The sequence below is a fragment of the Citrobacter sp. Cpo109 genome (assembly GCF_030332565.1).
Taxonomy (GTDB): domain Bacteria; phylum Pseudomonadota; class Gammaproteobacteria; order Enterobacterales; family Enterobacteriaceae; genus Citrobacter; species Citrobacter portucalensis.
In genome coordinates, this window is sequence record NZ_JAOWHQ010000042.1 from 282,999 (window position 1) to 304,114 (window position 21,116).

Sequence of the window (21,116 nt, forward strand, 5' to 3'; positions counted from 1 at the left end):
TTATTTAGTGCATTTTGTAGGCCGGGTAAGGCGCAGCCGCCACCCGGCAAAAACATCCGCTTTACTCATCCTCATCTTCAGCAACGCGAACACCAACCTTCAGCACTGCATTATCTTCTTTCTCGGCCACAGTCCAGATCATACCAGCGAATTCCACCTGGTCACCGACGACCGGCGCGGCACCAAGCAGATGCTGGACAATTTCACCCAGCGTTTGTTGCTTATCACGATATTCGGTGCCATCATCCAGGCCATAAATCAGCGCCACATCGGCATATTTTGCGCTGGCTTCAAGAATAAAATCACCGAAGAAGCGCTGGTCTAACGACACAGGTGGCGACTGGCTGAACAGCTTGCCAAGAGCCGGGAGATCGCGCTCGCGGCCAATAACACACAATACATCGCCTTCGCGAAGACGCGTACTGCCGGAGGGGTGAAACAGCACGTTGTCACGAAACAGGGCGGCTATTCGCGTTTCTTCCGGCATATGCAGGTCGCGCAGTGCGGCGCCCACACACCACTTATCCGCGCTGAGCTGATAAACAAACTGCTCCCACGGGTTATCCGGATGAATATCCAGACCAATGCGCGACACGGGCCAGCCGACGGGAGGGACCACCACTTTGGCTTTTTTAGCAGCCCATGAAAGCGACGTTCCCTGAAACAGCAACGAGATAAGTACCACGAAGAAGGCGACGTTAAAGAACAGGCGCGCGTTCTCCAGACCCGCCATCATTGGGAAGACGGCGAGGATGATGGGTACCGCACCGCGCAGACCCACCCAACTGATGAAAATGCGCTCGCGCAAATTAAAGCCACGAAACGGCAGCAGTCCCGCGAAGACCGAAAGCGGGCGGGCAATGAATATCATCCACGCAGACAAAATCAGTGCCGGGATTGCGATAGGCAGCAGGTCGGATGGCGTAACCAGCAGTCCGAGCACCAGGAACATGGCGATTTGCGCCAGCCAGGCCAGACCGTCGAAGTTTTGCAGAATGCCAAACCGGTTGCGAATAGGGCGATTACCCAGCAGGAAACCACACAGATAAACCGCCAGAATACCGCTGCCTTCCAGCGCAGTGGTCAGGGCAAAAATCAGGATCCCACCGCTTAACGCCAATAGCGGATACAGTCCGGCAGGCAGCGAAATGCGGTTAATCATCTGCTGGAGCATATATCCACCGCCAAGACCGATAATGATGCCTAAGCCAAACTGCTGGATAATGTGCACCGCGAACATCCAGCTTAAACCGGTCTCGTGGTTTTGGATCATGGCGATGAGCGTGATGGTCAAAAACACGGCCATCGGGTCATTACTGCCGGATTCAATTTCCAGCGTAGAGCCAACGCGTTCGTTAAGCCCCTTACCGCCAAGCAGGGAAAAGACCGCCGCGGCGTCGGTTGAACCAACAATCGCGCCAATCAGGAGTCCTTCGATAAGATCCAGATGAAACAGCCACGCGGCCATCATGCCGGTGAGTCCGGAAGTAATCAGCACACCGACCGTCGCCAACGATAGCGCCGGGCCTAACGCAACGCGAAAAGAGCTGGCCTGGGTGCGCATCCCGCCGTCGAGCAGGATAACCGCCAGTGCCAGGTTACTCACCATGTAGGCGAATGGATAGTTATCGAAAGGTATGCCGCCTATACCATCCACGCCCGCTAACATACCGATAGCGAGAAATATCACCAGAATTGGGATACCGAGACGTGATGAGAATGAACTGAGTAAGATACTGCAGGTGACGAGAACGGAACCCAAAATAAAAAGGCTAATAATTGCTGCGGCATCCAACGTTCGGTTACTCCTGAATTACGCTGTTTCGTATTAATAAACCCTACCATAATAACGACAGAAACAGCGTTTTACTTAGCCCTATTAGCCGCTTTTTTTACGATTTTAGTACCGGATGCCCACTTAAGGTGAGCTGAGTGCCGTTTTTATCATTTTTCAGCACCGCATTGGCTCCCAAAGGCAAGGTGACAGTGCGTTGTTCATGGCCAAAATCGAGGCCGCAGATCAACGGTACTGATAATCTGGCGCGCAGAAAATCACAAACTGAATCAAGATTGTAACCGGCATCGTAATCATTGGGTGCGCTACCGCTAAAACTGCCAAGAATAATGGCGTTTTGCTGGGCCAGTATTCCGGCGTGGTACAGCTGCAGCAGCATACGCTCGACACGGAATGGATGCTCGTTAATGTCTTCCAGCACCAAAATGCCGTTTTTGATAGCCGGCATCCACGGTGTACCCATCAGCGAAATGATCATCGCCAGATTTCCGCCCCACAGTGTACCTTCAGTTGCGCACTGCGGACCCTCACCCTGCCATTCGAGGGTAAATTGGGCATTACGCAAAGCCTGCCAGAAATGGTACTCGGTGAATGCGTTCATTTCTTCGGCGCCGAAGTTCGCCGCCAGCATCGGGCCGCTGAAGCTAATCACATTCCCCTGTGCCAGCAGACCACACTGGATCGCCGTAAAATCGCTGTGTCCGCACAGCAGCAACGGATCTTGTTGCTGGCGGGCTGCCAGCCCCTGCCAGTCAATTTCTGCCAGTAAACGGCTCGCGCCATAGCCGCCGCGTACCGCCATCACAATAGTATCGGGGGTTTTCAGATTAACGAGCGAGTTAACATCAGCAAGCCTTTCTGCCTCTGTACCTGCAAAACGCTGGCAGCGGCGCGCAATGACTGCTGAATTGTCGACCTGATGACCGGCCTCAATAAGACGCGCAAGCCCACGTAAGGCAGCCTGCTGATTGATACAGTAGCCCGACGGGGCAATTAAGTGAAACCGGGACATGGCATTTCCTTGCTACAACTAAAACCAAATGTATATCATGCCGCGTAGGTATGTCGTTGTCACCTCAGCGACAGGTTCCGGCTATAAGGATAGATGACGTGAAATTGAGATGGTTTGCTTTTTTGGTTGTATTACTTGCGGGCTGTAGTTCAAAACATGATTACAAAAACCCGCCGTGGAATGCTGAAGTTCCGGTTAAACGCGCAATGCAATGGATGCCGATCAGTGAAAAAGCCGGTGCGGCCTGGGGTGTCAGTCCACAATTGATTACCGCTATTATTGCCATTGAATCAGGCGGAAATCCGAATGCGGTCAGTAAGTCCAATGCGATTGGTCTGATGCAGTTGAAAGCCTCAACTTCAGGACGCGATGTTTATCGCCGCATGGGTTGGAGCGGAGAGCCGTCGACCAGCGAGTTGAAAAACCCCGAACGCAATATCTCCATGGGGGCCGCATACCTGAGTATTCTCGAAACCGGGCCGCTGGCAGGGATTGAAGATCCGCAGGTGATGCAGTATGCGCTGGTAGTATCGTACGCCAACGGCGCGGGCGCATTGCTGCGAACGTTCTCTTCCGACAGGAAGAAAGCCATCAATAAGATCAACGATCTCAGCCCGGATGAATTTATTGAACATGTTGCGGACAATCATCCGGCGCCGCAGGCCCCGCGCTATATCTGGAAGCTTCAACAAGCGCTGGATGTGATGTAGTTCGTGTGAGTTTACTCGCGCACCTTATTCGATTTTTCCCGGGCCTCGCGTTCAAGGGAAAAAATAATCCGCTGTAAGTTCCGCTCCACCGCCGGGCCGACGTTGAGAAAACGAAAGCTCAGGCGGGGAGTGGTAATGGTTTCGTTTTTGCTGTCGATAACTTTGCGCTCGCTAATGGAAATGAGCTGGGCGTCAACGTGATACACCCCCCATTGCTCCATATTCAGTTCAACCTGCGCGAAGCGTATACCTTCTACCAGTCCTTCTGGTTTTGCCGTTTCTAACAGCCCGCCCATACCGCCAAGCGATAAATCGAATAAGCGAAAGCACAGCGTGCTGTTGTCCGGCATTTTTGCCGTGCAGCGATAGGGAGGATGCAGCGGAGCGCCGATGCGGAAATATTCGCGACGCTGCACAAACCACAGAGAAGGCGGCAAGGATGAAATAAACGCCGGCAGTTGCTGATACTCGCCTTTTTTCAGCTGTGGCAGGGTGAATTCTACTTTGGCTCCCTGCGTTTCGGCGATAATCGAGATCTGGCTGGCCCGCTGTACGGCCTGGTTTTCATATTCCTGGCTGCCAAAATCCATGACCAGCTCGTCCGGGCTGACGGCCAGAACTTTGCTGATGAACTGGCCGCCCGACCAGGAGATACGCAGTGGAACCTGCTGCGACTTTAAGTCCCGAAGTACACCTAACACCGCTAACGGATTTTGCTTCAGGAACTGCTCATTGTAGTTACTCACACCTAATGACTCCTGGATGCCTGGTTTGTCGTTGGGTTATCGGCATCAATCGACGGAACTTAATACAAATGGATGAAATTTTTTACCAAACCCAATGAATTAAGTCTGCGTGATAAAAGCATGTCGCGACGGCTTGCCTATACTTTAAGTGCTGGCGCAGGAATGTCTTGCGCGTGCGTTCACTGGAAAGAGGGCCTGAAAATGGGAATTATTGCCTGGATTATTTTTGGTCTGATTGCGGGGGTTATCGCCAAACTGATTATGCCGGGGCGCGATGGCGGGGGATTTATCCTGACCTGTATTCTGGGTGTCGTCGGTGCTGTGGTCGGTGGATGGCTGGCAACGATGTTTGGTATTGGCGGCGATGTCAGCGGGTTTAATCTCCACAGCTTCCTGGTGGCCGTGGTCGGCGCGATTGTTGTGCTGGGTGTCTTCCGGCTTGTACGACGAGATTAATCGAACGGCCCCTGTGGGGGCCGTTTCTCTATATGGCTAAGTCAGAACTGGTACTCAATCCCAGCCCAGTAATTACGGCCTTCTTCGATAAATCCTTCGCTGTACACGTATTGTGTATCGAACAGGTTATTGACCGAAGCGTTGACGCTAAACCCGTGACCGATGGCGTAGTCGGCGCGTAAATGGGTAATGGCGAAACCTGCGGCTTTCTGCGAGCCGTCGCTATTGCTATAGCTCGATGAGCGGGCCTCTTCAGACAGCGTAATGCTCAGCGGATCCCACGGTTTCAGCGTCATCCATGCGGTGAGGGTTTGCGTCGGCAAATCGGTTATTTTGCCGATGTCGCTGCGTTTGACATCCGCATGAATCAGGCCATAGCTCAGCCCAACATCCAGCATATCAAAGACTTTACCTTTAACGCCTGCATCCAGACCGGTGTAATCCACCCGGCCGCTGTTCTGATTCTGGATGGTATCGGCATCAATATTGTGCGAAAGAATGGCATCGCTGATGCGGTTGTAATAGACGCTGGCTTCGAATCCCCAGTCTTTGCCAAGTGAACCATTCCAGGTCAGATCCACGCTGCGGGCGCGTTCCGGTTTAAGCTGCGGATTGACCAGCGCCACCTGGTTATAGGCCGGTTTCGAGGTTGTGTAGCGCTCTTTCAACGTCGGGAAACGCGTTCTGTCAGAGTAGGACAGCGCTAATGTGTCTGAATTTTCAAAGTGATATTTGGTCATCATCTGCCAGTTGAAGGCCGACTGATTGTTGTCATCATAGTGGGTGACGCTGCCATTTTTCTCGTGCTTCATGCCTTCCAGACTGTCGCGCCAGTCATAGCTTATTCCCGCCACTACATCGACATTATCCGCCGCTGCCCACTGGTATTCGCTGGCAACGGACCAGGTGCGGTCTTCGTAACGGTCGTAAGACGCATTAGGTGCGCCTTTCTCGCGGTGAACATCATCCTTCCAGTTCACCGCGAAAGAGAGCTGGTCGTTTTCACGCATATCCGCAGCGAGCTGCAGACCAGCCCCATCGCTATAGTCTGAATAATGACTGTAGCTGCCTTTTTTGTTTTTCAGATCGGCAAGCGAGTTGTACATCATCAACGTATTTTCAAATGTGTCGCGATACAGACGGCTTTTCAGGGTAAAACGATCGCCCAGATGGGTAGTGCCCTGATAGTAATAGCTCTCTTTATCGTACTGTGGCCATTGCCAGTAGCGTGATTTCTGACTGCTGGTTCCAGCGTACGGAGGGTTATCTTTTTCACCGTCCTGATTAATATAGGTCAGCACATATTCGTCATCACCACGTGGGGTAAAGCCCAGCTTCACGATGCCGCGTTTGTCATCGGCAGAGGAGTTGATCATCTTGCCGTTGTTGCCCGCAATAGGGTTGTCCACGCCATGCGGTAGGCCAAGGAATTCCTGCTTCAACTGACTGCCGCTGAGCTGGATGTAACCGAGATCGTTGCTGGCGCCAAATGAAGCATGCATATCGTGGGCGTTGTCTTTGCTACGACTCCAGCCCTGGCGATAGCCAATGCTGCCTTCAACCGGTTTGGTAGGTCTTTTGGTGGTGATATTGATGGCGCCGCCCATCTGGTTCGGCCCTTGTAGCAGAGACGAGTAGCCTTTGGAGACTTCAACCGAAGCGATATCGGAGGTTAGAAAACGGCCTAAATCGAGGTTGCCGTCATAGGGGATGTATACCGGCACGCCGTCAAAATAGACGGGAACCTGACGGCTGTCAAAACCGCGGACTTTCACCTGCTGCTCATTGCGGTTGCCTGACTTTTGCAGCACGACGCCGGGGACAACGCTCAGCGCCTGCGCCACGTTTTGCTTATCCAGTTGCTGCATCGTTTCCTGGCCGAGAACCGTAGTGGTTGCCGCGGAGGCCGGGCTTGACCAGACGGTCATGGTTTCGCTTTCCTGCCCAGCAAAAGCACTGTGCGCGAAAGCAAACGACAGGGCTGTGTAAAGACAACTTTTGTTGAAATTCATTATTTTTAGTCCATTTATTAATGTTATATGCCACGTGCGTCCGGGCTCAGGCTTACTTTGATATCCGCAGGCGGAGCGTAGTAAGGCGCGGAAGTGATGAAAAGTCTGATGCCACAGTCGAGATAACTCGCCAGCGAGGCGAGGGTAATGCCGCCAGTCAGCGCCAGCGTGCAATGGGGGGCCAGAGAAGGGGCCTGGCGGACAATTTCTGTTGCTTGCTTAGGGGTAAATTTGTCGAGTTGCAGGACATCGGGCGCGGCGCGTAGCGCGGCTAATGCCTCATCTGGCGTATCTGCTTCAACCACGATCTTTTTTTCTGGCGCATGGCTGCGTAAGCGCGCAATCGCGCCGGCCCAGTCGTTTGGGTTGGTAAGAAAATGGCGGTGATTAGCAAACAGCAGCACCGTTTCGGCGCAGCCTCCGCGATGGATAATGCCTCCCGCGGCGAGTATTGCCTGAGTCGCCAACAAACGTGTGCCGGGAATGGCTTTGCGGGTGCAGGCAATCTGCCCATCAGGATAGCGTTGGCGCAGTTGGCTCAACATGCTCTCAAGATAGCCCGAAACCCCGCAGCTCCATTCCAGGACATTTTGTACCGCTTTCCAGCCCTGATGCAGCGCCGCCGCATTCCCATGTGCGCAAATCAATCGCTGTCCTGCACTTACCTGTTCACCATCGGCAACCATGTCGCTGATGGTCAGCCCTAATGAGGCGAGCATTTGCCTGGCAACGGCGGTGCCGCTAACGCACCCGCCCTGGCGATGGTAAAATTCCATAACGCCCGGCTGTGCGCCAATACCCAACGCGCGGGTAGTCAGGTCGCCGCCCTGAATATCTTCCAGCAGCAGCGCGTCGGTTTGCGCCTGCGAAAAGTAGATCATTGCAGTGCCTCCCGCGGAACGCTGTCCCACCAGATAAGCGCCCAGTCACGGCTGGCGGGGGCAATCGTGCGTGGATCCTGCTGTTGATACCAGGTTTCCAGACGTTCGACCTCGTCGGCGCTCAGTTCACCCATACTCCAGCGCACGTTTTCCAGAAAACGCGTCCAGGTACTGTTGTCCTGCTGGCAGTTGGGTCCGCGGATAAAATCAACATGCGCGTGGATCCCCATCTGATACAGGACATTAAGCGCATAGATATAGTTGGGAAGCTCAATCACTTCGCGGCCCAGTGCACGCTGAATTGTGGGGGAAACGAAAGATGAACTGACGAGATGAGTGGTGTAAACCCGCAGTCGGGCCTGATTATTCAGTTTGGTCATCGCCTGGCGCATATCGGCAACCAGCGTAGAGCGCGAAGCGACGGCGATATCGCACTGGGGTAAATCATCCCAGTGTTCCTCCCAGGCCCGCTGCACCCACTGCACGTGACGGGCGTTCATTTGCGCAGCGCGGCGGGCAGCTACGCCAAGCATTCCCTGGCTGTAATCTACTCCGTAAACTATTGGCATCTTTTTAGCCAACGCCAGCGAAACCGTACCGGGACCGCAGCCCATATCAAACAGCGACTCCGCCCCTTTCAGGTCGATTTTTCCCAACAGCTGTAGCAGATAGCTGTCGGTTAATGAGGCGCAATTCTCTGCCATTTTTTCCGCACGCTTATCCCAGTGCTCCGGTTTTTTCTCTGTTCTTTTCGCCAGCTGTAACTGTTTACGGTAAAGATCGGCAAAATCAATGTCGTCAATGAGCATTCTTATTCCTTAGTTGTGTGAGCCAAAGAGGTGATGGGCGATTTGTGACGGTGTAACGCGATACAGCGCTGCCAGACGATCGGTGGCGAGCTGCTGTTCAGGAAGCCCCTGCGACACTGCACCGTTCGGTTCAACGCGTACCACGCTGTCGGCGATTGCCCGGGCGTGCAACGGATGATGGGTCGACATCAGCAGGGCCATACCCGAGTTTTTCAGCGTCACCAGCGTGTCGAGCAGACGGATTTGATGCCCAAAATCCAGGCTGGAAGCGGGTTCATCCAGCAACAAAAGACGCGGACGCTGCGCCAGCGCGCGGGCAATTAACACCAGTTGCCGCTCTCCGCCGCTCAGCGTGTTCCAGCGTCGGGGCGCCAGGTGAGAGATTCCCAGCATCGTCATCTGCTGGTGCGCATTTTCACGCTCTTTAGCGCCGGGAACCGCAAATGCCGCCAATTGCGGGGCCAGCCCCATCATCACCATGTCCAGCGCAGTGAAGGCAAACGCGCCGTCATGTGCCTGAGGAACCCAGGCGATAGCGGCGGCGCGTTGCCGATCGCTGAGATGATTTATGGCGACGCCATCAAGCAGAATGTCACCGTGAAGCGGCGAAAGAACGCCGAGAATGGTGCGCATCAGGGTGGTTTTTCCACTGCCGTTGGCCCCAATCAGACAACAGACGGAGCCGGGCGAAACCTGAAATGAGACATCGCGTAACACGGGCTGGTGACTGTGGTATCCCAACGACGCATGGCGGAGGGTCAGAAGCGTCATGGGCGATTTCCCCGTAGCAAAAGTAGCAAAAAGAACGGTGCGCCAATAAATGCCGTCAGGATCCCCAGCGGGATTTCTGTGCTGCTCAGCGTGCGGGCAAGAGTATCGGTGAGCAGTAGCAAAATGGCGCCGATCCCCATGGAAACTGGCAGCAACTGCTGGTGGTTATTGCCACTGAGGAGTCTGCCGATGTGCGGTACAACCAGCCCAATCCAGCCGATAATGCCCGCGATGGCGACGGTACAGGCGGTGATTAACGTAGCGCAGACGATCAGTCCCAGCCGCAATCGCGAGACGTTGATCCCAAGCGATCGTGCTTCATCATCCGACAGGGTGAGCAGGTTCATGCGCCAGCGCAGCAGCAATAGCGGGACGAGTCCTGCGAAGATCAGCGGTGCCGAGAACCACAGGTCGTGCAGCGTGATCGTCGATAAACCGCCAAGCAGCCAGAAAGTGATAGAGGGGAGTTGGGTATACGGGTCGGCCAGCGTTTTGATGAGTGAAATTCCCGCACCGCATACCGTACCCAGCGCAATCCCGACCAGCACCAGTGTTAACACCGGGTCGTGTCGCTTGACTCGCCGGGTAATTAACCAGACACCGGCGACCACGAATAAACCGCCCATGAACGCATACAGCTGAATGAACAGGATCGGTAAACCTAACAGGATAGCTAAACAGGCACCTAAACCCGCACCCGCCGCCACGCCGAGAATGTCTGGCGAGACCAGCGGGTTGCGGAACATGCCCTGATAGGTGGTTCCTGCGCCCGCCAGCGCCGCGCCGAGCAGCAATGCAGCCAGTATGCGCGGCAGGCGGATTTGCCAGAAGACGATTTTGTCCTGCATTGGAACGCCATCTGTACCGGCCACGAGATTCAGAACCTGCTGTGCATCCAGGTGATACGCGCCTGATACCGCGGCGACGCTCGCGCAAAGCACCACCGCAGCAATCATCAGAAAACCTAGGGTTGATGTTTTCATCAGACTGCCACCAACCTTTGATAATGTGCGTCGCTTAGCGTGGCGTGCCAGAACAATTCACTGTAGCGCTGCATATCAGCTTTAAAGCTCGCGTTAACCTGAGGATCAAGCCAGGCGTGCAGGCGGCGTAACCCCAGTAAACGGTTGATGCCGGGAGGTGCATCCAGCCAGCCAAACGGCAGACCGCTGAGAAACAGAATGCGCCGGTCAGCAACCGCTTTGACTCCTTGCCAGACCGGATCTTCTCGTAGGAACTGCGCTGTCACCGCATCCTGTACCAGGATAATATCCGGCTGCCAGCTGAGCAGATTTTCCATTGAGACCTGTGTGAGCCCCTGTCGTCCGGGGATGTGCGCCACATTGTGCAACCCCAGCAGTTCTGCCGCTTCGGTATGCAGAGAACCTTGTAAACCTGTCTCCAGTCCTCTGGCACCGCGCGCGGCATAAAAACGCAGATTCGCCGCGGGGGTATGCGAGAAAGCCATCGCATCATCGATAAATCGACGGGCCAGTGCGGCCTGCATTGCGGTACGCGAGACGACGCCCAATGCTTCACCGGCTGCGCGCAACTGTTCTGGGGTATGGCGCAGTTCGCCGTTAATCAGCAGCCAGGGAATGTGTGTTTGTGCGCTCACTTGTCTGGCCTGAGAAAGCCAGGTTTCATCGGCATTACCGCAGTCAATAACCAGGTCAGGTTTGAGCGCCAGGAGTGCTTCAAGCGAGAGCGTGCTGGCGCGGCCCGCCAGCCTGCCGAGTTTCGGCAAGGTCCGAATATCGTCGTGAAACGGAATGGCGGTCTGGCGAGAGAAATCAAAGGAGGAAAAACCCACCACTTTTTCCGGTGCGACGGCCAGCAGCAGCATGTCAGCGGGCGCGCCAGCACTGACCACGCGTTGGGTTTTCTCTGGCTTCGGAGAGTCTCCAATGGCCACGGTCAGCGGCGTTTGAGCAAACGCGGGAAGATGGCGTAGCAGCAGTGCAGATGCCACGAGTTGGGCAAACATCCGTCTTGTCAGTGGCATTATCGGTATCCTGAAGGTTACAAAATCGCTATATATTTACATATACAGCGAATAAAAACATGTTCAGAATCAAATTCTCACGGATGAAAACACCGGATACCCCATAAGGGCTAGAGGGGATAGAGACAGCTTAAATGGCGAAAAATATGACAGAAAAATCCGCGACGAAGCGCGGATTCAGGGTGTAAAACGACTCATGTAATGACGTTATGGCGTCGGTTGAGTCTGTTTTTTAGACTCGACTGGCGCTGTACTTGCAGGGGTAGGTCGCGACGTGGGTACGTTGTCACAGGGCTTTTCTTTGGCGCAAATCAGGTCGAGCATTTTCAGCGTTACGCCGTTGGTCCAGCCGAAACCATCCTGCAACGGATACTCACCGCCGCCACCGCCGGTTCCAGTGGTGCTCACGTCATACTTCTCAACCAGCTTTTTCTCGCGATCGTAGGTGTGTTGAACATTGGTGAGGAATCGCCAGGTTACGTCCATGGCGACGTTATCCTGACCGTAATTCTGTAACCCGGATGCTGCGACCCACTGGAGCGGGGCCCAGCCATTGGGGGCATCCCACTGCTGGCCGCTTTTCACCGACGTGGTAGCAAGGCCGCCCGGTTGCAGTAGATGTGCCTGGGTGGCCGTGGCGACTTTACTGGCGCGATCTTTTGCCGCTGCATTGACATATAGCGGGAACAGGGCGGCAGCCGTGAGCTGGTTGCGTACTTTGTGGCTTTTCAGATCGTAGTCGGCATACCAGCCTTCTTTGTCGTTCCACAGGTACTTCTCGATCCCTTTTTGTCGGGCATTAGCGAAGCCATCGTACTGCGCCGCTTTGGCATCATCACCGGCAGCCTTGCTGGCGAGGGCGATCATTTTTTCCATTTTGTACATCAACGCATTGAGATCGACCGGAACGATGCTGGTGGTGCGCAGAGTGCCCAGCTGATTAGGATTGTCCATCCAGCGGGAACTAAAATCCCAGCCGGACGCGGCAGCTGAACGCAGGTCGCGGTAGATTTCTGTGGCCGGGCGGTTTGGGTTGCTTTTAGCGGTGGCAATATCCTCTACCCACGACTCTGGCCGAGGCGAATCGCGCTCATCCCAGTAGCGGTTCAAAATGGTGCCGTCATCCAGTTTAACCACGCGCTTATTTTGCTGACCGGGCTGGAGTGTTTCGATGCCCTCCATCCAGTAGCTGTACTCTTTGAGCATCTGCGGGAGGTATTTTTTCAGCGCATCATTCCCGTCGTGCTGCGCCAGCAGTTCAACCATAAAGGCAAAGAACGGCGGTTGCGAACGGCTCAGGTAGTAGGTGCGGTTACCGTTAGGAATGTGTCCCCAGGAATCAATCTCGTAAGCGAAGTTTGCCACCATGTCCGAGACTTTATCCCAGTGATTGCTCTCGGCAAGCCCCAGCATGGTGAAATAGCTGTCCCAATAATATATTTCGCGAAAACGCCCGCCTGGTACCACATACGGCTCCGGGAGCGGCAGCAGCGAATCCCATTTTTCAGCGGTGGTGGTCGAACGAGTGAGTACTGGCCACAGTCCGTCAATATGTTCGCGTAGTGATTGCCCGGCCGGGGGCACGTATTTCTCGCCGTCTTTCGGCAAGGTGAAATTCACTTGCACAAAATGGCGTAAGTCGAATCCGGACTGGTTTTTCTGCATCCGGTAATCGGCAAGGATCATTAATGGATCGCTGTTTGGCACCGCGTCGGCAAAGGTTTTCTGGTCAGGAAACAGTTTGGCTGTTTGTACATCGTTAAACAGGGGACCAAGCAGAATATCAGGCGGCGCAGGCGTAGCGGCTGGTGCGTCCTCGGCGTTGACGGTAAAAGAGGAAAGGGCAAAAAAGGTGCTTGCGAGCGTCAGTTTTATTGCAACAGAGAGCAGGCCAGGATGGCGAGTTGCTGGCGTTATCATCGGTTAATCTCCTTAGCGGCGTGCCGAAGTAGCGGCACTTACCATGAGAAAACCTTAGTTCAGGAATGACCGTTGCGCGTGATCGGCTCCCCATTTTGCGAATAAACAGACATTTCCCGACGTGAATAGAGAAGAAGCACACCCTTTGTTGGAAAGGGTGTGCTTCGGAATCAGTTTGCGCGGGTTATCCGCTGTGTGACACAGTCAATGGTCAGAGTATCGCCCATCTTGATGCTATCGAGAGCCGCGCCTTGCTGACACATCCAGCACAGACCCATTTCACGAGCGATAATCGCCGGATGCGAGGCTTCGCTGCCGTCCCGCAGGCAGATACCTTTGATGGTCTTCGGATCGAGTTGCAGTACCGTAGACGGATAAATGACATCAGCGACCAGGATAGTGGGGCGCAAAAATGCGGGAATTTGTGCGCTCTCTCCCGTCAAATGCTGCAGTGAACGAGACAGCAAATCTTCAATATCAATGTATCGCGCCTGCAGATAAGGATCATCGAGCTGTAAATACTGCTGGCTGAGATCGCTCAGCACCTGATGCCAGGCCCAGGCGGCGCTGCACTGCTTTTCGCGCATTACATCGCAGGCCATTTCAAAAAGTTCAGGATCGTCCAACAGCGTGTGGTGACCGGAGAAGATGGCAGCGATATCTGCGGAATATCGTTCTTCAGCAAGTGCGGTGAGTTCGCTCAGATCGTTCAGCGTACTTTGGATGGCGGTCTGTAATCGCTGCTGCTCAGCCTGGAGTGATGCGGCTAACTGCGGGTTTACCTCGGGTGAGAACGGCGTGTAACAGAATGCCGTCCCCGTGACTTTTGAGGGAGCCTGAGCTGCCTTGTTATCAGCATTAGCGGACTCGAGCGATTCACCAAAATTCTCTGCTGCCAGCTGTTTAAATGCGGCTAGCGCATCCTCTGCCTGTTCGCCTTTGGCAATCAGGCGCAGCGTGTCATTACAGCGAACCTGCAGCAGAGCTATCTGATTCAGGCTATCAGGAACCACACACTTGCCGTTTTTCTCCAGCCACATGTCGGCGTTAAAACCAGACAACGCGGAAACCAGCCGCGAAGCCGGGCGAACGTGGATGCCGTTAGGGTTTTTCACCACAATGGCAACAGAACGGGCATCTGCATCGGGAGACTGTACAGCAGATGCGGGTTTCGCTGCGGATGGCGAAGGTAAACCCAGTTGCTCACATTTGGCGTCGAGGGCGTTCATGGCATCACGGATGACCCGATCGATATCAGCACCCGCGGCGGCGCTAACCGTCGCGGCCAGTGTGCCTTCAACCAGTGGCGCTGCGCACAAACGCACTTTGGCGGCAATGCCAGGGTCGAGCAGTTCCAGCGCGGTTTCCGCACTCAGTAATGCACTACCGATATCCATCATCACCAGCACGTGGTCCGTATCGGCCACGGACTCGATGGCTTCCATCACCTTGATCGGATCGGTGCCAATCGGATTCTCAGGATCATCAATGCCTGCGGCAATGGCGATTTTGCAATCACCGCCCATTAACATCTGCCGGGCCAGCGCACCGACGCCTTCGCCCAGTTGGGCGCTGTGAGAAACAATAACCAGGTTTACCATCGCTTTATCCTTACTCTCTGGACGCCTGAGCCAGCATTTGCATCATAAACATCACCGACGTTGCGCCGGGATCCTGATGCCCAATACTGCGCTCACCAAGATAGCTGGCACGGCCTTTGCGAGCCTGCATGGTGATGGTGCTTTGTGCTGCGGCTTCCGCTTGCTGGCTTGCCGCTTCCAGCGCTGCTTGTACACTCAGTTTCTGCTCGCAGGACTGGCGTAAGGACTCGACTACTGGCAGCCAGACGTCGCACATGGTTTTGTCGCCAGGTTCAGCCTTACCGCGGCTAATCACACCTTCTGCGCCATCACGCATCATTTGATACAGCTCTTCAAGCGTCAGGCTTTGATGAGCCTGAGTCACCTGAGCGGCGCGAATAAAAAAGGTGCCAAACAGCGGTCCACTGGCCCCGCCGACGCTTGAGAGCAGCACCATACCGGTGTTTTTCAAAATAAAGCCGATGTCTTTGTCTGCGATGGACGGCAGCTTTTCAACGACTTTGCTGAAACCACGATGCATGTTCAGACCGTGGTCGGCATCGCCGATCTCCCGGTCAAGTCCGGTGAGAAAATCACTTTCTGTGGTGAAAATCTCGCCGCAACGATAGAGCCAGTTAACAATTTGCGTTCTGTTGAGGGACATCATAAATCTCCTTATTTACCCCAGTTGAGAGCAGGGGTGTGAACCGGTGCATCCCATAAGCTCAGCGTTTCGTCATCTACCTGTAACAGGGTGATCGAGAAACCGGTCATATCCAGAGAGGTACAGTAAGAGCCGATCAGGTTGCGCTCAATGACAATGCCTGCATCCTGACAACGGCTTTCGAGGCGGTTATATACGCCGAAGAGTTCAGACAACGGCGTCGCGCCGAGATTATTGACCAGCGCAATAACGCGATCGCCACTCTGTAACGCCCGCTTGCTTTCTTTACCTTCCTGCCACGCGCCCTGGACGTTGTCCCAGTGGCGGAGTGTACGGCTGTAGTTACCGTTTTCCAGCAGGGTATCGAACATTTCATCAACGGTCTGATCGAGAGAGGTGAAGGGGCGACGGTCTATGCCCGGTTCCCCGTGGATACCTACGCCAAATTCCATTTCGTTATCCTGCAGCGTGAAAGACGGTTGTCCGGCGGCTGGAACGGTACAGGCACCAATGGCTATGCCAATGGAGTGGCCCTGGTTATTCAGCTTACGGCCCAACGCCGCACAGGCTTCCAGCGAATCACCACGTTCGGCGGCCGCGCCGACCAGTTTTTCGATCAATACGGTATTCGCCACGCCACGTCGACCGGCGGTATACAAACTGTCTTTCACCGCCACGTCGTCATCCACCACCATGGTGGTGACTTTGACACCGCTTTCGTGCAGCAGCTCGGTAGCGGTTTCGAAATTAAGAATGTCGCCGGTGTAATTTTTGATTATCAGCAGCACGCCTTCGCCACCGTCAATTTGCATGGCGCATTCGAACATTTTATCCGGCGTGGGTGAGGTAAAAATCTCACCCGGGCAGGCGCCAGAGAGCATGCCCTGACCAATGTAGCCGCAGTGCATAGGTTCGTGTCCGCTGCCGCCACCGGAAAGCAGTGCCACTTTGCCCATCACCGGCGCATCTGCGCGGGTGACATATACCGGATCCTGATGCAATGCCAGGGAAGGATACGCTTTCGCCAGTCCGGCGAGTTGTTCATTCAGTACGTCTTCAACACGGTTGATCAATTTTTTCATTATTTATGCTCCGCAGACAGTCCTGGATGGCTGCCAAATTCGGGCAGGCATCTGATGTAGGGTATCGGTTGGTTCAACGTCACGGCGACCGCTCGCTGCCGATAAGGTAATTTTGCACACGGGTACGCAAAAGAAAATTGCTGTGAAGGGCGTTTCAATACGGAACATTAGCATCTTTTAATGTTCCATATTGAAACGTGGTGGTGCATAAAACAGCGGAAGTGAGAGATGCGGCAAAGTTTATGCTGACGGCATCATGAGTAAAACGTTATCCCTTACTCTTCTTTGCCATTAAAATCGAAAAACCAGAACAAGATAAAACCAATAAAACCAAAAATTAGCAGAATAGCCAGGGTATAGACTTCATATCGCGCGGCATCTGCAGCAATCGCCTGTAACTTGTCCATTGCTGGGGCTGGCTGCTCTTTGAATAGCATGAGTTGCCATTCATAAAGGTTTGTTGTTTTTATCTCTTTAATCGGTTCCCAAATATGGTTAGCCGCCGCGCCGAGTGCTAAAGCAGAAAACAGTGCGCCGTAAATACGTTGGCGTTTTTCCTGACGCTGACTAATAGCCTGGCGCATGAGCTGATCCAATTGCTCTATCTGCGTCATGAGCTCCTGACGTTGCTCAGACAATCCCCACTGCCGAGAGAGATCTTCACTCAGCTGGTTATGTAGGGCATCGTTGCCGACTAAAGCACCTTTATTCATGGCTTTTAGCGCCTGGGCTTTGGTTTCCAGCATCATTTCGGACCAGTCAGATAGACGACGAATTTTTCCCTTTCGGTTGTGTTTTTGCTGCGACTCGAGCAGATCCTTGAGCCACTGTTCAATCTGTTGGGCAGAGTTCGCCAGAAAATTTTCATACTCATGGCTTACATCCGCTACAGAAATGGCCGCTTTAATCAGTATCGCCAGATGTTTATCCTCTTCTTCGCGACAGAAGATTGTGACGCCATGACGGTGAGCGACAACCAGAATATTGCTGTACCATTGGCAGTGGTACTCGCTGGTGGGGGGGAGATCCGCAGGACTCCTAACGACGCGCGTGCTATCGCTCTGTGCTGCCAGCCACGCATGAAAGGTGGGGGTATCGATCATTCGCATCAGCGGGACGATCGTAATATCACCACCCTCCGGGATGCGATGCTGATAGACACGAATGCATTTACCTTTTGTGCGGCAATCAAGTTCGGGTAAAGCTATTGGCACAATGGCGTTATCAAGATAACGGGTAAAATAATTTTCCCAGATTGCGGGCAAAACGTCTTTTTGCCAGGTCAGTTTCGAGCCGGGCTCTCCGGGCGCAAGCTGCTTCGGTGCCGCAATTAGCGTCATTCTGCCTTGATCGTCGTACCAGGGTTGGTTCGGTGCGCCTGGGATCAATTTATCGCTTCCGGCCAGGCGATAGCTTTCGAGAAAACGCGGAGTATCGTGCGGGCGTAGTCCTTGCCAGGCCACATCTTCACGTTGTTCCAGAGCGGACCACAGGGCATCAAGGCGTGTCCCCTGAATCGGGTTGAGCGAAATAACGATATCATTTCCCGTACCCACTTCTCGCGGTCGATAAATGGCCAGCAACCCAAATCCATTGTGCGTCCAACTGCGTTCTTTATCGCAGCGCGCGAGAATTTTCAACATCCCAGAAGGGAGCGTTTCGGTAATAAACAATGCATCAACCACCGTTTGCCGCCGGCCTGTGCCGAGATCCAGCAGGAGTTGGCAGGTAACCGAACGCTTGATCACGTGTTGGTAAATCTGTTGCTCATACGCCAGACTTGCGACCGCACTTGCATAACATTGCGTGTGCATGGGCATAATGCCTGCGGTGGGGTCTGGGTTGGCTATCATCATATCGCTCAACAGGCGAAGGCAGGCCAGCATGTTGTGGCGAACAACGACAGTATCATCCATGGATTGCTCGCACAGGCTGCTATGCGCGAGTGCGGATAACAAGCAAGCGGCAGAACGAGTTGTATCATCACCGTCCAGATAAATACCGCTTTCCCATGCGGTGACGTATTCCAGCCACGGATGTGTTGATAGCGACAGCGAACCAGCGGCATCGAGATGGTTCAAAAACAGCAACAGCGTAAAACAGGTATCCAGAGAGAAATCTTCGATAACGATTCGTTGTATTCCCTGGACACTTGAGAGTTTACTGCGCCATATAGACCATTGACGATCGTCGGCATTTGCCACCAGTTCACTCACCGAATTGTAGTGACCTGCACGGTATCCTTTGTTATTGAGCGCGACACCCTTATGGCTTTCCGTATCATTGCCGTCGCCCAATCCGATCAGTAGGCTGCCTGCCGGTGCATCACGCTGCGACGGATTGAACTCGAAAGTAAACAGCGGCCATGCATTATTGAATGCGAACATATAATTCTCTTTCGATGAATGTGTTGTTGGATCGCTCATTATTTGACTACGTTATAAATGACCCATTGTGAGCGACTCCAGTTATCGCCAATCGCAATATTGGGTTCATGGTTTTCTTGTTTTACGCAGTAGTTCTTAACCAGGCTTTTTAACTCTGCCTCGTTGAGTGTGCCGAACATCAGACGCGTATTCAGTTCTTTCAATAACACATCATGGAGTGAATAAGTGGTCGGTCTTTGCAGTGAAAATTGCGCCGCGTCAGCCAGTAACTCACGCGCATTATCGGCCATCAGACGGCGCTCACAGCGACCTGCAGGTTCATTTTTGGCCATTTCTTCATCGTAAGCTTTCTTCTGGGCTTTCTCAAAATTAAGCGCTCTGTCGAGTTCCGCTTTAATACCCTGAACATCCTTGGCAGAAGAACAGAATGTTTTTAAATAACGAATCTGTATGGGGGTCAGCGTGCCATTGTGGTCCGCTTGCTGACGTAATTTACCGGCCATTCTGAGGCAGCCGTTTTTTTCATCCATCAACGATGCTGATTGTAATAGGGCATTCAACGTTTCCTGACGATCTTCCAGTAATGCGGCTTCGGCATAATACAGTTTCCAGCGCATGCCTCCGGCAAGAAACAGATTGACAACCTGGGTATCACCGCGATCGATAGCGGCGCGAAGATTTTTTTCATCCCAGGCAATGCCGATATTCGCCAGTTCTTTACGCGGATCGTTACTGGTTTCTTTTTTCGCCCCAGCAACCGTTTTACCCACTTCCCCGAGATCGCTACGGATGGACTCCGTATTCACCAGCGTCTTGGTTGAGGTTCCGAAAGTCAGTACTGAGCCAACAATAATGACGACGATACCGCCCAGCACCCAGGCTACTCGATTGCGAATGATGCGCGTATCAATTTTGATTTTTCCAATATCCTGAGCCTGAGCCACCAGATCATCCTTTATTTCCTGAACGTCACCGCCGAGATCTTCAATTTTTTGGGCTGTCTGTTCGAAATAGTGAGCAACCTCAGCATTGCTGTCATCAAAAAAGCGATCAGGGTTAACTTTTACCCGGCCTTCGTCGAAGGCCTCCTGTACCGGCTCAGTAATTTCTTGGTAATAGTAATTCACCAATGTTGTTTGGACGGAGGTTACCCGCTTATGATGCGCCAGACGGTTGCGAATTACGCGAATATCGTCAAGAAAGGTATTCAGTGTTCTACGTTTATCGTTAACAAAGCTGAGCAAAGGGGTATATTGATAAAGTGGAGAGTAGTGGATGGGATATTCGTCTTTATCAATAAATAGTGAGGCGAGTTCACTGAAAAGGGTACCGCTCAATACGTCATCACGATCGGCAACGTTGAGCCATTTTTTTACACGTTCCTGACCAAATAGTTTGTTTAGGTGCTCAAGTAGGGCTTGTTGGTTATTGTACGCTTCATTAATTAAACTACGAATGGTCAGCTCTAATGCTCGTACCTGCTGCAAACTACGTAACTGCTTTTCTTCGCCTTCGTTATGCAGCGTCGTTGAATAAGTTAATTGAGGCTGTTTTTCTCGCAAATATTCGAGCTGCCACAAAAAACGCAACGCGGCAATGGTCAGATTTCTGTCGGCAGGCTGGCCATCTGTATTTCTGCCGAGCCATTTGTTCAAGGTGCGTAATGCCGCAAGAAAGCTCGCCATTTCCTGCTCATTATAGTTAAACCGGGCCGCTACACTGCTCCAGTTGCCCAATCTCTCTCGGGCTTTATCAAGTGAATAATAAAACGTATCAGGCGAAAGTTGCGCGGGGGCTGGCATACCCAGCAGGGATAAGATTTGTGGAAATGCGCTGTCGAAAAGAGACAGGCAACGAGTAAAATCGTTGTGCTCAGAAGCAGATGAATGATCGACCATTATATTCTCACGTGGTTATTCGCTGAGTTTTCCCGGCCCGATCTAATCGCACTGTGTCAGGCAACTTTCCCTGCAGCCAGAATGCCATAATTCGACAATTATTCGGGATTTTTAATCAGTTCGTCAATATATATGGGGGCGTAATATTGGTAGTAGACATTGCAACCAATAATGCGTTGCTATGGGTTCTTAACGCAAATTATGGTTGCAGCGATGGAATTTAATGTTTATTGGCTAACAAAATGCGCAGATATTGGGTAAGTAAAATGCAGAAAGCGGGGCAGATGAATCAGGCTACTACACGCCAATAATGCCACAAATAATGCAGCATTATTGGCGTAACTCACGACTGGCGTTTATCGTCGGTCAAAAACGTTGGCGTATCTGA

General features: G+C 53.1%; 16 protein-coding genes and 2 pseudogenes. 3 read left to right on the forward strand and 15 right to left on the reverse strand.

Going from position 1 to position 21,116, the window contains the following annotated elements; genetic code table 11:
• Positions 1-7: 7 nt before the first annotated feature.
• Positions 8-121: pseudogene (locus OGY71_RS23265) on the forward strand (hypothetical protein); the annotation flags it as partial.
• Here the strand turns inward: OGY71_RS23265 and OGY71_RS02895 are convergent.
• Positions 80-1,795 (reverse strand): annotated as a pseudogene (locus tag OGY71_RS02895) (potassium/proton antiporter); the annotation flags it as partial. The pseudogenes OGY71_RS23265 and OGY71_RS02895 sit on opposite strands and share 42 nt — an antisense overlap.
• Positions 1,796-1,892: 97 nt before the next feature.
• Entirely contained in the window at positions 1,893-2,807 is a 915-nt protein-coding gene (gene ldcA / locus OGY71_RS02900; protein WP_240389411.1) for a muramoyltetrapeptide carboxypeptidase, read from the reverse strand.
• Positions 2,808-2,905: 98 nt separating this feature from the next.
• Here ldcA and emtA point away from each other — a divergent pair, with 98 nt between their 5' ends.
• A complete protein-coding gene (emtA, locus tag OGY71_RS02905) occupies positions 2,906-3,517 on the forward strand; it encodes a membrane-bound lytic murein transglycosylase EmtA (protein WP_003020914.1) in 612 nt (203 codons plus the stop codon).
• Positions 3,518-3,528: 11 nt separating this feature from the next.
• Here emtA and ycgR read toward each other — a convergent pair whose 3' ends face one another.
• Positions 3,529-4,263, reverse strand: coding sequence for a flagellar brake protein YcgR (gene ycgR, locus OGY71_RS02910; RefSeq protein ID WP_003833545.1), 735 nt, complete (start codon positions 4,261-4,263; stop codon positions 3,529-3,531).
• 201 nt (positions 4,264-4,464) lie between these two features.
• Here ycgR and OGY71_RS02915 point away from each other — a divergent pair, with 201 nt between their 5' ends.
• On the forward strand, positions 4,465-4,719 hold the full coding sequence (locus OGY71_RS02915; RefSeq protein ID WP_003020908.1) for a GlsB/YeaQ/YmgE family stress response membrane protein: 255 nt from the start codon (positions 4,465-4,467) through the stop codon (positions 4,717-4,719).
• Between the two features lie 41 nt (positions 4,720-4,760).
• On the opposite strand, the gene OGY71_RS02920 is transcribed toward OGY71_RS02915, so the two are convergent.
• The 12 genes from OGY71_RS02920 to OGY71_RS02975 form a co-directional block, all read right to left on the reverse strand.
• Positions 4,761-6,731 carry a TonB-dependent receptor plug domain-containing protein gene (locus OGY71_RS02920; RefSeq protein WP_267440925.1) on the reverse strand — a complete coding sequence of 657 codons (1,971 nt, stop codon included), beginning with the start codon at positions 6,729-6,731 and terminating at the stop codon, positions 4,761-4,763.
• Positions 6,732-6,754: 23 nt separating this feature from the next.
• On the reverse strand, positions 6,755-7,612 hold the full coding sequence (gene modD, locus OGY71_RS02925) for a ModD protein (protein WP_267440926.1): 858 nt from the start codon (positions 7,610-7,612) through the stop codon (positions 6,755-6,757).
• Positions 7,609-8,421, reverse strand: coding sequence for a class I SAM-dependent methyltransferase (locus OGY71_RS02930; RefSeq protein WP_164562680.1), 813 nt, complete (start codon positions 8,419-8,421; stop codon positions 7,609-7,611). The genes modD and OGY71_RS02930 overlap by 4 nt, the downstream gene beginning before the upstream one ends.
• A gap of 9 nt (positions 8,422-8,430) precedes the next feature.
• Positions 8,431-9,192, reverse strand: coding sequence for an ABC transporter ATP-binding protein (locus tag OGY71_RS02935; protein WP_003833537.1), 762 nt, complete (start codon positions 9,190-9,192; stop codon positions 8,431-8,433).
• Positions 9,189-10,148, reverse strand: coding sequence for a FecCD family ABC transporter permease (locus OGY71_RS02940; protein WP_370613464.1), 960 nt, complete (start codon positions 10,146-10,148; stop codon positions 9,189-9,191). Before OGY71_RS02940 ends, OGY71_RS02935 begins: the two co-directional genes overlap by 4 nt.
• Positions 10,149-10,174: 26 nt before the next feature.
• Positions 10,175-11,197 carry an ABC transporter substrate-binding protein gene (locus OGY71_RS02945; protein ID WP_286612810.1) on the reverse strand — a complete coding sequence of 341 codons (1,023 nt, stop codon included), beginning with the start codon at positions 11,195-11,197 and terminating at the stop codon, positions 10,175-10,177.
• 207 nt (positions 11,198-11,404) lie between these two features.
• Positions 11,405-13,117 (reverse strand): alpha,alpha-trehalase, encoded by a 1,713-nt coding sequence (locus tag OGY71_RS02950; protein ID WP_286612812.1) that lies wholly within the window; start codon positions 13,115-13,117, stop codon positions 11,405-11,407.
• Between the two features lie 170 nt (positions 13,118-13,287).
• Positions 13,288-14,718 (reverse strand): dihydroxyacetone kinase phosphoryl donor subunit DhaM, encoded by a 1,431-nt coding sequence (gene dhaM / locus OGY71_RS02955; RefSeq protein ID WP_063940851.1) that lies wholly within the window; start codon positions 14,716-14,718, stop codon positions 13,288-13,290.
• A 10-nt stretch (positions 14,719-14,728) separates the two neighbouring features.
• Positions 14,729-15,361, reverse strand: a complete 633-nt coding sequence (gene dhaL, locus OGY71_RS02960) for a dihydroxyacetone kinase subunit DhaL (protein WP_020996617.1) — start codon at positions 15,359-15,361, stop codon at positions 14,729-14,731.
• An 11-nt stretch (positions 15,362-15,372) separates the two neighbouring features.
• Positions 15,373-16,443, reverse strand: coding sequence for a dihydroxyacetone kinase subunit DhaK (gene dhaK, locus OGY71_RS02965; RefSeq protein ID WP_003833521.1), 1,071 nt, complete (start codon positions 16,441-16,443; stop codon positions 15,373-15,375).
• Between the two features lie 275 nt (positions 16,444-16,718).
• The gene (locus tag OGY71_RS02970; RefSeq protein ID WP_063940849.1) at positions 16,719-18,830 is read right to left on the reverse strand and encodes a hypothetical protein; all 2,112 of its coding nucleotides are present in this window, start codon (positions 18,828-18,830) and stop codon (positions 16,719-16,721) included.
• Positions 18,831-18,868: 38 nt separating this feature from the next.
• On the reverse strand, positions 18,869-20,728 hold the full coding sequence (locus OGY71_RS02975) for an STY4199 family HEPN domain-containing protein (RefSeq protein WP_286612813.1): 1,860 nt from the start codon (positions 20,726-20,728) through the stop codon (positions 18,869-18,871).
• Between the last annotated feature and the right edge of the window lie 388 nt (positions 20,729-21,116).